At 63.7% G+C, this 13,276-nt stretch carries 11 protein-coding genes; 3 read left to right on the forward strand and 8 right to left on the reverse strand.

Features of this window, described 5'->3' with window-relative positions; all coding sequences use genetic code 11:
- On the reverse strand, positions 1–957 hold a 957-nt coding region (locus tag F6X59_RS10345), incomplete at its 3' end, for an MFS transporter (protein WP_152956182.1).
- A gap of 244 nt (positions 958–1,201) precedes the next feature.
- Between F6X59_RS10345 and F6X59_RS10350 the strand changes: the two genes are divergently transcribed.
- Positions 1,202–2,071: a LysR family transcriptional regulator gene (locus F6X59_RS10350; protein ID WP_152956183.1), complete on the forward strand. Its 870-nt coding sequence runs from the start codon at positions 1,202–1,204 to the stop codon at positions 2,069–2,071.
- Between the two features lie 7 nt (positions 2,072–2,078).
- On the opposite strand, the gene F6X59_RS10355 is transcribed toward F6X59_RS10350, so the two are convergent.
- The 4 genes from F6X59_RS10355 to F6X59_RS10370 form a co-directional block, all read right to left on the reverse strand.
- On the reverse strand, positions 2,079–3,122 hold the full coding sequence (locus tag F6X59_RS10355) for a YhcG family protein (protein ID WP_152956184.1): 1,044 nt from the start codon (positions 3,120–3,122) through the stop codon (positions 2,079–2,081).
- A 143-nt stretch (positions 3,123–3,265) separates the two neighbouring features.
- Entirely contained in the window at positions 3,266–4,657 is a 1,392-nt protein-coding gene (gene gabP, locus F6X59_RS10360; RefSeq protein WP_152956185.1) for a GABA permease, read from the reverse strand.
- Positions 4,658–5,023: 366 nt separating this feature from the next.
- Entirely contained in the window at positions 5,024–6,367 is a 1,344-nt protein-coding gene (locus tag F6X59_RS10365; protein WP_152956186.1) for an MFS transporter, read from the reverse strand.
- A 155-nt stretch (positions 6,368–6,522) separates the two neighbouring features.
- Complete coding sequence (locus F6X59_RS10370; RefSeq protein WP_152956187.1) at positions 6,523–7,473, reverse strand: 2-hydroxyacid dehydrogenase; 951 nt, start codon at positions 7,471–7,473, stop codon at positions 6,523–6,525.
- Positions 7,474–7,572: 99 nt separating this feature from the next.
- Here F6X59_RS10370 and F6X59_RS10375 point away from each other — a divergent pair, with 99 nt between their 5' ends.
- Positions 7,573–8,460, forward strand: a complete 888-nt coding sequence (locus tag F6X59_RS10375; RefSeq protein ID WP_152956188.1) for a LysR substrate-binding domain-containing protein — start codon at positions 7,573–7,575, stop codon at positions 8,458–8,460.
- A gap of 62 nt (positions 8,461–8,522) precedes the next feature.
- On the opposite strand, the gene gudD is transcribed toward F6X59_RS10375, so the two are convergent.
- Entirely contained in the window at positions 8,523–9,878 is a 1,356-nt protein-coding gene (gene gudD / locus F6X59_RS10380) for a glucarate dehydratase (protein WP_152956189.1), read from the reverse strand.
- Positions 9,879–9,897: 19 nt separating this feature from the next.
- Positions 9,898–11,250, reverse strand: a complete 1,353-nt coding sequence (locus tag F6X59_RS10385; RefSeq protein ID WP_346652478.1) for an MFS transporter — start codon at positions 11,248–11,250, stop codon at positions 9,898–9,900.
- A 260-nt stretch (positions 11,251–11,510) separates the two neighbouring features.
- Here F6X59_RS10385 and F6X59_RS10390 point away from each other — a divergent pair, with 260 nt between their 5' ends.
- A complete protein-coding gene (locus F6X59_RS10390; RefSeq protein ID WP_152956190.1) occupies positions 11,511–12,209 on the forward strand; it encodes a FadR/GntR family transcriptional regulator in 699 nt (232 codons plus the stop codon).
- A 20-nt stretch (positions 12,210–12,229) separates the two neighbouring features.
- Here the strand turns inward: F6X59_RS10390 and F6X59_RS10395 are convergent, their stop codons facing one another.
- Positions 12,230–13,240: an NAD(P)-dependent alcohol dehydrogenase gene (locus F6X59_RS10395; RefSeq protein WP_152956191.1), complete on the reverse strand. Its 1,011-nt coding sequence runs from the start codon at positions 13,238–13,240 to the stop codon at positions 12,230–12,232.
- Positions 13,241–13,276: the final 36 nt, after the last annotated feature.

Here is a 13,276-nt window from a genome sequence, read left to right on the forward strand (position 1 = left end):
GGCCAACCGCATCCCCCACCTGGGCATCAGCAACATCGCCAGCGCAAACGGCAACATGCCCGCCCCCGCTGCCAGCGCCGACAGCTGCAGTCCGTTCTGCAGATACAACGGCAACAACGTCATCATCACTTGCGCACAGGCGGCATACGCGAACATCCCCAGCAAGGCCCCGATGAAGCGCCCGCTGCGCATTAGTTGCAGGTCGATCATCGGCCGTTCCTGACTGCGTTCGACCATGATGAACAACCCCATCAGGAACGCGCTGATCAGCAGGCGCCCGAGCGTATCGACACTGGTCCAACCCACCTGATTGGCTTCGATCATCGCCCAGATCAGGCAGCCCAAACTGCCCGCGAAGGTCAGGCTGCCCATCGGGTCGAGCCGTGCGGCAGCGCTGTCGCGAGACTCTTCGATACTGCGCAACACCATCAGCGCCAGCACCGCCACTAACGGCAGGTTGATGTAGAAGATCCAGCGCCAGCCGAGAGTACTGGCGATCACACCGCCGAGCAGCGGCGCGAAGGTGATGGTCGCGCCCATGCAAGCGCCCCAGAACGCCCAGGCGCGCATGCGTTCTTGCGGTTCATGGAAGCGGTGGCCGATGGCGGCCAGGGCCGAGGTCAGCAGCATTGCCGCGCCTACACCCTTGGCTGCACGGGCCAGGTCGAGGAACAGCAGGCTGGGGGCGGCGCCGCAGGCGAGCGAGGCGATGCCGAACACGGCCAGGCCGATCAGCAGCATGCGTTGGCGGCCGAAGCGGTCGGCCAGGCTGCCGGCGGGCAGCAGGCAGGCGGCGAAGGCCAGGAGGTAGGCACTGACTACCCATTCGATATCGGCGAACGAGCCGGACAGGTCGCGGGCGATGCTGGGCAGGCTGACGGCGACGATGTTGGTGTCGAGGATGATCAGGGCGCAGACCAGTGAGGCGGTGAGCAGGGTGAAGCGTGCTGAGGGCATGGATGGGCTCCGGGGAGTGGCTGGCCTGTGAGATCGCCGGGGCTGCTCTGCAGCCCATCGCCGGCAAGCGCGGCTCCCACAGGTACAGTGCAAGGCTCAACGGCGGCGCTGTACCTGTGGGAGCCGCGCTTGCCGGCGATGGACCGCATAGCGGTCCCCTGCAGGTTGGACTCACCTTAATGCCTTAGGCCCCGAAGCTTGTTAGCCTCAAGGGACCGCGTCCTTAGCCTGCAGGTAACACCGCATGGAAATCCGTCACTTTCGCTACTTCCTCTGCGTCGCCCGCCACGGTCACTTCACCCGTGCCGCCGAGCAGCTGGGTATCGCCCCGCCCACCCTCAGCCGGCAGATTCAGGACATGGAGCGCGAGCTGGGCGTGCGGTTGTTCGAGCGCAATCAGCGCGAAGTGAACCTCACCGCCGCGGGCCAGGCGCTGCTGATCGAAGCCGAGCAGGCGGTGCGCCAGTTCGATGCCGCGCAGCTGGGCGCGCAGCGTGCCGGGCGGGGTGACAGCGGGCGTATCGAGTTGGGCTACGTGGCGTCGGCGGCGTATTCGGGCATGCTGCAGCGGCAGGTGATCAGCTTCAGTGATGCCCACCCCGGAGTGCGACTGAACATCCGTGAACTGCCCATGGCCGAGCTGCCGGGCATGGTGCGTGATGGCTTGCTCGACCTGGCTTATGTGCGCTCGCCGATGGAGCTGCCGGACGAGCTTGAAGCCATCGCCCTGCATCAGGAAGACTTCGTGCTCGCCCTGCCCGCCAGCTCGCGGATCAACGAACTGGCGCAGATTCCGGCTGCGCGCCTGGCCAACGAGACCTTCATCCTGCCCGAACAGATTTCCGGCACGCTGGAGGCGGCAGCGCAGGGTGGCTTCGTCCCACGGCTGGGGCCGCAACCGGGCAGCCTGGTGGCGGTGATTACCTTGGTGTCGCTGGGGCAAGGGATCGCAGTAGTGCCGGAATCTGTGGTGCAGCGCATCAGCTTGCCGCAGGTGAATTACCGGCGGATTGCCGATTGCCAGGCCAGCTCGTGGTTGAGCCTGGTCCACCGGCGCTTCGAGAAGGGGCCGGCGGTTGTGCGTTACATCGATGGCGTGAAAGCTGGCATTTGACCTGAACTCAAGCGCCCTCCTCAGGCGTAGCCCCCAAGGCGTAAAACTCGTGCAACTTGGCCTGCAGTAGTGCCTTGTCTGGCAGGCGTGTCTGGTATTCCGCAATCAAAGCAGGTGACAAGCTGCGGTTGAGCGCGTATTCGACCACTTCATCGTCCTTGCTGGCACACAGCAACACACCGATGGCCGGGTTTTCATGAGGCTTGCGCTCATTTCGATCCAGGGCTTCCAGATAGAAATCGAGCTTGCCCAGGTATTCCGGCTCAAAGCGACCGACCTTTAGCTCGATTGCCACCAGGCAATTGAGACCACGGTGGAAGAACAGCAAGTCCAGTGCGAAGTCGCGGCCGCCGACCTGTAACGGGTATTGGGAGCCAACGAAGCAGAAGTCCCGGCCCAGCTCGATGAGGAACTCTTTCAGACGATCCATCAATGCACAATGTAGATCAGCTTCGGCATGGCCTCCGGGCAGACCAAGGAATTCAACCATGTAAGCATCCCGGAATATTTCTATGGCTGCAGGGCAATGCTGCCGCAGAGCCGCCGACGCCTTGGTCGGAGTCGCAATACTGCGCTCAAAGAGCGAGGCTTTGACTTGCCGCTCCAATTCTCGACTTGACCACTTTTCCTGGATTGCCATGCGCAGGTAGAACTCACGCTCCTGTGGCAGCTTGCTCTGGCTGAGGATCGTCAGGTTATGGGTCCACGGTAATTGTCTCAGCAGTGCTGAGACTTTCTCGTCGTGACGATAAGCCTCATAGAATTGGCGCATACGGAACAGATTGGGTCGTGTAAAACCCCGTAGCCCGGGCTGCGTTCGAGCAAGATGTGCGGCCAGCTGACTGACCACCGAATCGCCCCACTCCGCTTGCTCCAGCTTGCGACTGATATAGCCCCCCACCTGCCAGTACAAATCGATCAACTGACTGTTAACCGCCTGCACCGCCCGCTGCCGGGCCCCGTGAATCAACGCCAGCACTTCCTCGAAACGGTCATCCTTTACCGACGGAGAAGCCACTGGCGCATTGGCGTCTTGTTGTTTCGCGCTCATGCCTCGACTCCCTGTATGAATTGCGCAGGAAGTCTACCCCCACCAGCCCACCCTCCAGCGGCCAGCAGCACCGATCAAGTGTTTCAAAAAGAAAAGGGCACCCATCCACTGGTGCCCTTTGCCTTACCACAAGGTGAACTCAATCACCCCATCGACCGCGCCCCCACCGTTTGCGCATGGCCCCGCGAGGTGACGATCCCCAGGAAGGAAATCACGATCGCCAGGCCCAAGGTCGAACTCACTTCCGCCCGGTGCTCAGGCGTGTACATCATCACCGCCAGCGCACCGGCGATGAAGATGATCACCGCCCAGGTCAGGTACGGGAACAGCCACATGCGGAACTTCAACTCGGTATTTTCGCGCTCCAGGCGGCGGCGCATGCGCAGCTGGGAGATGGCGATGACCATGTACACCAGCAGTGCGATGGCGCCGGAGCTGGCCAGCAGGAACTCGAACACGCCCTTCGGTGCAAAGTAGTTGAGGACGGCGATGGCTGCGCCAATCAGGGTGCTGCCGAATACCGCGGCACGTGGTACGCCAACCTTGGAGGTCCTGTTGAGGAACGCCGGGGCGTCGCCGCGCTTGGCCAACGAGTACATCATCCGCGAGGCGATGTAGATCGACGAGTTCATGCAGCTGGTCACGGCCACCAGCACCACCAGGTCGACCATGAAGGCGGCGTTGGGGATGTTCATGATTTCCAGCGCACGCTGATACGAACCCACCACCGCCAGCTGTGGATCGTTCCACGGCACCACCGAGATGATCACGAAGATCGACAGGATGTAGAAGGTGCTGATGCGCCAGATCACCGAGCGGGTGGCCTTGGCAATGTTGCGCGACGGGTCGCTGGATTCGGACGCGGCGATGGTCACGGCCTCGGTGCCAATGAAGCTGAACATCACAGTGATGAACGCGCCGATCACCGCCGACCAGCCTTTGGGCACGAAGCCGCCATGTTCGGCCATCAGCCCGCTCAGGCCGCTGACTTCACGGTTGGGCAGCCAGCCCAACAGCGCGGCAAAACCGAGGCCAATGAAGCCGAGAATCGCGGTGACCTTGAGGATGGCGAACCAGAACTCGAACTCGCCGTACTTGGCCACGCTGAACAGGTTGGTGCCTGCCAGCAGCAGCACCGAGGCGAGGGCGAAGATCCAGCTGGGGATATCGGGGAACCAGGCGTTGAGCACATGCCCTGCGGCCAATGCTTCGATCGGGATCACCAGCACCCAGAACCACCAGTACAACCAGCCGATGGTATAGCCGGCCCAGCGGCCGATGGCCTGGTCAGCGTAGGTGGAGAACGATCCGGTGTCCGGGTGTGCCACGGCCATTTCGCCGAGCATGCGCATGACCAGTACCACCAGGGTTCCGGCCACGAAATACGAAAGAATGGTGGCTGGCCCGGCCGCCGCGATGGCGTGCCCGGAGCCGACGAAAAGTCCGGCACCGATAATGCCCGCAATGGACAGCATCGTTACATGACGTGGCTTGAAACCTTGTGCAAGGTTGCCATCAGATCCCACGGTGTTCATTGATCTTGTTCTCTTTTTGCTGACACAAGGAAGGACGGGGCAGGTGTAGGCGAAAATATCTCCTTTCAAATCAGGAAGTCGACACGTTGCTGGTGCTCTGTTGTTGATCTTTGGCACGCGTCACAGAGCAAGATGCCGGTGTGGTTCGGGCTTCATTTAAGCCCCGTGAGGCTGTGGGAAATTACACGAGAACGCCTCGGAACTGTTCGATCACGACAGGGCATTTCCCTAAACGCCAGATGTCGCGAATGGCATGTCCGATCACGCCAGCGGGCCGTCTGACGCTTTCGTTTTTCATTTGGATGTGTTTTGACCGCACACAAAAAAGCCCCGGTCTCCCGGGGCCTCTGTTGCTCAGGCGTCTGCCTACGCCTGCCCAGTGCGCTCGAAGCGCTTGGCCAGCAACAGGTAAGCGAAGATCCCCAGCACGCCATGGGCGGCCACGAACCAGAGTGCGTTGTGGAACGAGCCGGTGCTGGCGACCACGTAACCGATCACCAGCGGGGTGATGATGCCGGCGATGTTGCCGATGCCGTTGAACACGCCACCACACAGGCCGACCATCTTCTTCGGCGCCACATCCGACAGCACCGCCCAGCCCACCGCCGCCAGGCCCTTGCCAAAGAACGCCAGGGTCATCAGGGCGATCACCGCCGCGTTGCCCTCCACATAGTTGGCCAGCACCAGGCTGGTGGATAGCGCCATGCCGATCACGAACGGGGTCTTGCGCGCCTTGGACGGGTGCACGCCGCGGCGGATCAGGCAGTCCGAAACGAAGCCGCCGAGGATGCCGCCGGTGAAGCCGCAGATGGCGGGCAGCGCAGCGACCCAGCCGGCTTCCATGATGGTCATGCCACGGCCCTTGATCAGGTAGATCGGGAACCAGGTGATGAAGAAGTAGGTGAGCGCGGTAATGCAGTATTGCCCCAGGTACACCGCCCACAGGTTGCGGCTGGTGAACAACTGCGCGATCTCGGCGCGGGTCGGTTTGCTTTTGGCCGTCTTGCGTTCCTTTTCCAGGTCGACCAGGGCGCCGCCTTCACGCATGTAGTCCAGTTCTTCGCGGCTCAGCCCCGGCGCGCTGTGCGGTTCGTGATAAAGGCGGAACCACACCACGCTCAGCACCAGCCCCAGCACGCCCATCCAGATGAACACCTGCTCCCAGCTCAGGCTGTGGGTCATCCATGCCATCAGCGGGGCGAACACCACCACGGCCATGTACTGCGCCGAGTTGAACAAGGCAGAGGCCGTGCCGCGTTCACGGGTGGGGAACCAGCAGCTGACGATGCGCGAGTTGGCCGGGAACGCTGGCGACTCCACCAGGCCGAGCATGAAGCGCATGGAGAACAGCGCCACCGCCGCCGACACCCCGGCCAGGCCCAGCCAGCCGACGGTGCCTTGCAGCAGGGTGAACAGTGACCAGAGGATCAGGCTGACGCCATACACCCGGCGCGCGCCGAAGCGGTCGAGCAGCCAGCCACCGGGGACCTGGCCCAGGGCATAGGCCCAGGCGAAGGCCGAGAAGATCATGCCCAGCATTACCGGGTCCAGGCCCAGGTCTTTCAGGACTTCGGTGCCGGTGATCGACAAGGTGGCGCGGTCGGCGTAGTTGATGACGGTGATGACGAAGATCAGCGCCAGGACCAGGAAGCGATGGCGGCCGACCCCGGCCACGGCCTGCGGTGCGGCAACGGCGGATTTGCTGTTCATGTGGACCCTCTTGCTTCTCGGTGGAAGCGATTGTTTTTGTACAGAGAAGGTGTGGCCCTTTGGCCTTGTGTTACCTGTGCCGGCCCTTCGCGGCTAAAGCCGCTCCTACACAGACGGCGGTGTACATGTAGGAGCGGCTTTAGCCGCGAAGGGCCCTAGAGGTCGATCACCCGATTCGGCGGCACCTCGCCCCTGAAACAGGCTTCAAGGTTGTTCAACACCATGCGCCCCATCTCCAACCGGGTCTGCAGCGTGGCGCTACCTCGATGCGGCTGCAGGCTGACCTGGTTCAGGTCACGCAACGCCGGCGGCACATACGGCTCGTCGACAAACACATCCAGCCCGGCCCCGGCGATGCGCTGTTCCCGCAACGCCTCGACCAGCGCGTCCTCGTCAACCAACTTGCCGCGCGCCACATTGACCAGGTACCCCTCCGGCCCCAGAGCATCGAGCACCTCGGCCGTCACCAGCACCTGGCCGCCATCGGCAGAAGCCGCCACCACCAGTACATCCACCGAGCGCGCCAGTTCGACCAGGTCGGCCTCGTAGCGATAACCCGTTTCTGGCTGCTCGCGCCGCCCGTTGTAGGCAATGCGCATGTCGAATGCAGCGGCGCGCCGGGCGATGGCCTTGCCCACCTCGCCGAGCCCGACGATGCCCAGTTCGATGCCGCTGACCTTACGTGCCAATGGCAGGTTGACCGTGCCCCACAAACCGTCGCGCACCAGCCGCTCACCCTCGCCCAGGCGGCGCAGGGTACTGATGATCAGGCCCATCGCCAGGTCGGCCACATCCGCGGTGAGCACGCCCGGTGTGGTGGTGACGTGGATGCCGCGGCTGGCCGCGTGGCGCAGGTCCACGGCGTCGGTGCCGATACCGCTGATGGCGATGATCTCAAGGCTGGGCAACTGGTCCATCAGCGCGTTCGACAAGCCCTTGGCACCGCCGGTGACTACAGCGCGAATGCGCGGGCCAACCTCGGCGAGCAGCTGTTGCGGGTGGTCATGCTGATACAGCCGATGCACCTGGTAGGCACTGACCAGCTGGGCATCGATGGCCTCGGGGACAGGCTGGGTCAGCAGCACGTCGATGGCGTTGTTGTTCATCCTGGGCATCCGGCAGTTCGAAGACATGACTCGATGCTAGGCCCGCATTTGATACAGGTCTAATATAGATACTGGATCGAATAATTCAGGAATTGAATCATGGAGCTGCACCAGCTGCGCTGCTTCGTCGCCGTCGCCGAAGAGCTGCATTTCGGCCGCGCCGCTACCCGCTTGCACATGACCCAGCCGCCGCTGAGCCGGCAGATCCAGCTGCTGGAACATGCCCTCGGGGTGCTGTTGCTGGAGCGCAACAACCGCCAGGCGCGCCTGACCCTGGCCGGGCAAAGCTTTCTTGAAGATGCCCGGCGTATCCTGCAAGTCGCCGAATCGGCCAGCCAGTCGGCGCGGCGTATCGCCCATGGCGAAGCCGGCCGCCTGACCCTGGGCTTCACCGCCGTTGGTGCCTACAGCATGATCCCGCGCTTGCTGGTGCACGCCGGGCAGAGCTTGCCGGATATCGAGCTGGTGCTCAGTGAACGGGTCTCGTCCACCCAGGTGCACGACCTGGAAGCCGGCCTGATCGATGTCGGCCTGGTGCGCCAGGTGCTGCCCAGCGCGCGCGTGGAATACCTGCCGATCCACCGCGAACCTTTCGTCGCCGCCCTCCCCGCCGGGCATGCGCTGGCGGCACGCGAGCGGCTCAAGCCGAGCGATTTCGATGGGCAGCCGTTCGTGATGTACAGCGCCAATGAAGGGCGCTATTTCCATGACCGCATCGCCAACCTGTTCGCCCGGCATGAGGTGCAGCCGCGCTACCTGCATCAGCTGGGGCAGACCCATTCGATCCTGGGCCTGGTCAATGTGGGATTAGGCTGTGCGGTGGTGCCGGCTTCGGCGCAGGCGTTGCGCCTGGAGCAGGTGGTGTTCAAGCCGTTGGTGGGGATGGAGCAGCAGGCGGAGATCTTTCTGGCGTTCTGCCGGGACAACCCCAACCCGGTGCTGGGGGGCTTTGTGGCGATGGCGCGGGCATTCTTTGAAGCAGGATGAATAGTGTTGGCCTCTTCGCGGCGGTTCGACGCCTCGATAAACCCGCGAAGAGGCCAGCAGCCTTAACGCACCAGGCTAGGCCGCTTGTTGTCGAAGCTCCAACCGGGAATCAGGAACTGCATCGCCACGCTGTCATCCCGCGCCCCCAGCCCCATGTTGCGGTAGCACTCATGGGCCTTGGCCAGCTGGTCTTCATCCAGCTCCACACCCAGCCCCGGACGCTCCGGCACCCGCACATGGCCGTCGACGATACGCAGCGGCTCACGGGTCAGGCGCTGGCCGTCCTGCCAGATCCAGTGGGTATCGATGGCAGTGATTTCACCCGGCGCCGCCGCCGCCACCTGGGTAAACATCGCCAGCGAAATGTCGAAGTGGTTGTTCGAGTGCGAGCCCCAGGTCAGGCCCCAGTCGTGGCACATCTGCGCCACCCGCACCGCCCCCTGCAAGGTCCAGAAATGCGGGTCGGCCAAGGGGATGTCCACCGACTGCAACTGGATCGCATGGCCCATCTGCCGCCAGTCGGTGGCGATCATGTTGGTGGCGGTCGGCAGGCCGGTGGCACGGCGGAACTCAGCCATCACTTCTCGGCCCGAGTAGCCGTTCTCGGCACCGCACGGGTCTTCGGCGTAAGCCAGCACATTGTGCTTGTCGCGGCACAGGGCGATGGCCTCTTTCAACGACCAGGCGCCATTCGGGTCAAGGGTGATACGCGCTTGCGGGAAGCGTTCGGCCAGGGCCGTCACCGCGTCCATTTCCTCTTCCCCCCGCAGCACGCCGCCCTTGAGCTTGAAGTCGCTGAAGCCATAACGCTGCTTGGCCGCTTCGGCCAGGCGCACTACCGCTTCCGGGGTCAGGGCCTTTTCGTGGCGCAGGCGGAACCAGTCGTCATCGGCATCGGCTTCGTTGCGGTAGGCCAGGTCGGTCTGCTGGCGGTCGCCGATGTAGAACAGGTAGCCGAGCATCTTCACCGCTTCACGCTGCTGGCCCTCACCCAGCAGTGCCGCCATCGGCACGTTGAGGTGCTGGCCGAGCAGGTCGAGCAGCGCCGACTCGATGGCCGTCACCGCGTGCACGGTGATGCGCAGGTCGAAGGTCTGCAGGCCACGGCCGGCGGAATCACGGTTGGCGAAGGTCTGGCGCATGGCGTTGAGCACGCGCTGGTAGTGACCGATCGGCTGGCCGACCACCAGGCTGCGGGCGTCTTCCAGGGTCTGGCGGATCTTCTCGCCACCAGGCACTTCGCCCAGGCCGGTGTTGCCGGCACTGTCGCGCAGCACCACGACGTTGCGGGTGAAGTACGGGCCATGGGCGCCACTGAGGTTGAGCAGCATGCTGTCGTGGCCAGCCACGGGGATCACGCGCAGGTCAGTGACAACCGGGGTGCTGGAGTGAACGGCGGGATTGGTCTGCATGTTCATGGTTGTTGTCTCGCAGTCATCAGTGGGTCTGGCCCAAGGCCGAAGGCGCCTTGTGGTCGTCAGAGGGAACGCCCTTGGGGCGAATGCGTACGAAGAAGATGGCGATGGCCGCCAGCACCGAGGTCACCGCCAGGCCATACAGCCCGCCCTGGATCGACCCGGTCTGCTGTTCGAGCAGGCCGAAGGTGGTGGGGGCGACGAAGCCGCCGAGGTTGCCGACCGAGTTGATCAGCGCGATCACAGCCGCGGCGATACGGGCGTCCAGGTAGCCTTGCGGAATCGGCCAGAACAGCGACGAGGCCGACTTGAAACCGATGGCGGCAAAGCACACGGCAACAAAGGCGAACACCGGGCCGCCGGTGGTGGACATGAACATGCCGATGGCGGCGACTATCAAGGCACCGGCAACCCAGGCCTGCTGGAACTTCCAGCGCGTTGAGCCGGCAGCGAAGGCGTACATGGCGATGATCGAGATCAGCCACGGGATCGAGTTGAAGAAGCCGACCTGCAGGTCGCTGAGGTCGCCCATGCGCTTGATGATGCTCGGCAGCCAGAAGGTGGCGGCATAGATGGTCAGCTGGATGCAGAAGTAGATCAGGCAGAACAGCACGATCTGGCGGTCCTTGAGCAGGCTCCAGGCCGAAGGCTTCACCGCGCCGACCGCTTCACGCTCCCGCTGCTCGCGGTCGATGGTCGCCACCAGCGCGTCCTGTTCAGCCTGGCTCAGCCACTTGGCATCGTGCGGCTTGGAGTCGAGCCAGAAGAACACGAAGAAGCACAGGGTCACCGAGGCCATGCCTTCGATGAACAGCATCCACTGCCAGCCATGCAGGCCCAGGCCCTGGATCTGCATCAGCGCACCGGCCAGCGGCCCGGAAATCAGCGACGCCAGGGCCGAACCGCTGAGGAAGATGGCAATCGCCTTGCCGCGCTCGGCAGCCGGCAGCCAACGGGTGAAGTAGTAGATCACGCCGGGGAAGAAGCCCGCCTCGGCAACGCCCAACAGGAAGCGCAGCACGTAGAACTGGGTTTCGCTCTGGACGAAGGCCATGGCGGTGGCCACCAGGCCCCAGGTGAACATGATGCGGGTCAGCCACAGCCGCGCACCGATCTTTTGCAGCAGCATGTTCGAGGGCACTTCGAACAGCGCGTAGCCGATAAAAAACAGCCCGGCACCGAAACCGAAGGCCGCGGCACTGATGCCCAGGTCGCTTTCCAGGTGCGGGCGGACGAAGCCGATGTTGACGCGGTCGAGGTAGTTGACGATGAACATGATGACGAACAGCGGCAGGACGTGGCGCTTGACCTTGGCCACGGCACTGGCCAAAGCGTCGCCTTCATTCCGGGCAGACGGAGCGAGGGTGTCGTTCACGGGTGGATCTCCCACTAATTGTTTTTGTGCGGGTCGAAGTTGTCTGACATGACAATGGAACGGAGCATAGGCGCAGCGAAGTTGTACGACAAGATGCCGAACATCGCGGATATAGCAAAATACAAGCTGATAAATAGCAACATTGCGTCTATCATGCCGACAACGCAATTAACAGCCCTGTACCGTGCAGAGAAAAACCGGGCAAAAAAAATTTTTATTGGTTAACTTGTCGTACAAGCAACCCTGACCCGGAACGCCTCATGGACACTTCCCCAGCCAAACGCAGCCACAGCCGCGCCCACGACCTGGTGTCGAGCCTGACCCAGCAGATCCTGCTGGGCACCTTCAAGCCCGGGGACAAGCTGCCGTCGGAGAACACCCTGGTGCGCGAGCATGGCGTCAGCCGCACCGTGGTCCGCGAAGCGCTCTCGAAGTTGCAGGCCTCGGGCCTGGTGGAGCCACGCCACGGCATCGGCACCTTCGTGATGGAGCGCCAGGGCCAGGCGGGTTTGCGCGTGGGGGCGGAGAATGCTGCCAGCGTGCGTGACCTGCTGGAGCTGCGCATCGGCCTGGAGGGCCAGGCAGCCGCCCTGGCTGCCGTGCGCCGCAGTGACGAGCACCTGGCACGCATGCGCAAGGCGCTGGATGACTATCAGGACTTGGCGGCGGCCGGGGACAGCTGTATCGAGGCCGACCGGCGCTTTCACCTGTTGATCGCCGAGGCCACCGGCAACCTGTATTTCAGCGAGATGATGGCGCAGCTGGGCAACGGCCTGATCCCGCGCAATCGAATGGCCCTGGCCGAACGCGCCGGGGCCAACCTGGCGCGGCATGCCTACCTGGCCAACCTTGAGCATGAGGCGATCCTCAATGCCATCCGCCGGCAGGACCCGGATGCCGCGCGGGCGGCGATCTGCCTGCACCTGTCCAACAGCCGGGATCGCCTGCTGCCGGACTAGAAGCCGCTGTCGTTACAGTTTCACCAGGTCAGGCAGATCTTGCCGAAATGCCGATTGCTCTCCTGATAGCGGAACGCCTCGACGATCTGCTCCAGTTCGAAATGCTTGTCCACCACCGGCCGCAAGCCATTGGCATCGATCGCCCGCACCATCGCCTGCTGCTGCGCGCGGCTGCCCACCAGCACACCTTGCAGGCGGATCTGCCGCACCAGTGCCTGCACCAGCGGCAACTGCCCGGCCACGCCAGTGAGAATGCCGATCAGCGACACATGCCCACCAATACGCGCGGCAATCATCGACTGCTCCAGGGTCGCCGGCCCACCCACTTCGATCACATGATCGACGCCGCGATTGCCCGTGAGCTCACGGGCCTTCTCACCCCAGGCCGGGGTGCTCTTGTAGTTGATCAGGTGGTCGGCGCCGAGGGCTTTCAGGCGTTCGAGCTTGGCGTCGCTGGACGACGTGGCGATGACCGTGGCCCCCGCCAGCTTGGCGAACTGCAAGGCGAAGATCGACACCCCGCCGGTGCCCTGCACCAGCACCGTGTCACCGGGCTTGAGGTGATCATCGCTCATCAAGCTGCGCCAGGCAGTGAGGCCGGCCGTGGTCAGGGTTGCAGCCTCGGCGTGGCTGAAGCCTTGGGGAGCCAGGGTGAAGGCGGTAGCGGGAGCGGTCACCTGTTCGCGCGCGTAGCCGTCGATGCCGTCGCCGGGCACCCGGCCAAAGCCTTCGACGTTGGCCTGGCCGTCGAGCCAATCCGGGAAGAAGGTGCTGACGACGTTGTCGCCGACCTTGAATTCACTTACGCCCGCACCGACCGCGACCACTTCGCCGGCGCCGTCGGCCATGGGAATGCGCCGCTCGCTCGGGCCCCACATGCCGCTGACCACGGCGAAGTCGTGATAGTTGAGGGAGCTGGCATGCAGCTGCACGGTGATCTCGCCGGCCTTGGGCGCTGGGGCCTCGCTGGTGCCGACTTCGACCTTGTCGTAGCCGCCGCCGGGTTGCACATAGATGGCCTTGCTGGTCATGACTGGGGCTCCATTCAGAGAAAGACTGCGGTTCAG

The organism is Pseudomonas sp. MN1F, from assembly GCF_009391885.1.
Lineage (GTDB): Bacteria > Pseudomonadota > Gammaproteobacteria > Pseudomonadales > Pseudomonadaceae > Aquipseudomonas.

What these genes read in the sequence shown, in the direction of transcription:
- gudD (WP_152956189.1), bottom strand. Translation starts at nt 9,878, where the DNA reads ATGAACATGCAGACCAATCCCGCCGTTCACTCCAGCACCCCGGTTGTC.
- F6X59_RS10375 (WP_152956188.1), top strand. Translation starts at nt 7,573, where the DNA reads ATGGAGCTGCACCAGCTGCGCTGCTTCGTCGCCGTCGCCGAAGAGCTG.
- F6X59_RS10395 (WP_152956191.1), bottom strand. Translation starts at nt 13,240, where the DNA reads ATGACCAGCAAGGCCATCTATGTGCAACCCGGCGGCGGCTACGACAAG.
- F6X59_RS10390 (WP_152956190.1), top strand. Translation starts at nt 11,511, where the DNA reads ATGGACACTTCCCCAGCCAAACGCAGCCACAGCCGCGCCCACGACCTG.
- F6X59_RS10350 (WP_152956183.1), top strand. Translation starts at nt 1,202, where the DNA reads ATGGAAATCCGTCACTTTCGCTACTTCCTCTGCGTCGCCCGCCACGGT.
- F6X59_RS10355 (WP_152956184.1), bottom strand. Translation starts at nt 3,122, where the DNA reads ATGAGCGCGAAACAACAAGACGCCAATGCGCCAGTGGCTTCTCCGTCG.
- F6X59_RS10365 (WP_152956186.1), bottom strand. Translation starts at nt 6,367, where the DNA reads ATGAACAGCAAATCCGCCGTTGCCGCACCGCAGGCCGTGGCCGGGGTC.
- gabP (WP_152956185.1), bottom strand. Translation starts at nt 4,657, where the DNA reads ATGAACACCGTGGGATCTGATGGCAACCTTGCACAAGGTTTCAAGCCA.
- F6X59_RS10370 (WP_152956187.1), bottom strand. Translation starts at nt 7,473, where the DNA reads ATGAACAACAACGCCATCGACGTGCTGCTGACCCAGCCTGTCCCCGAG.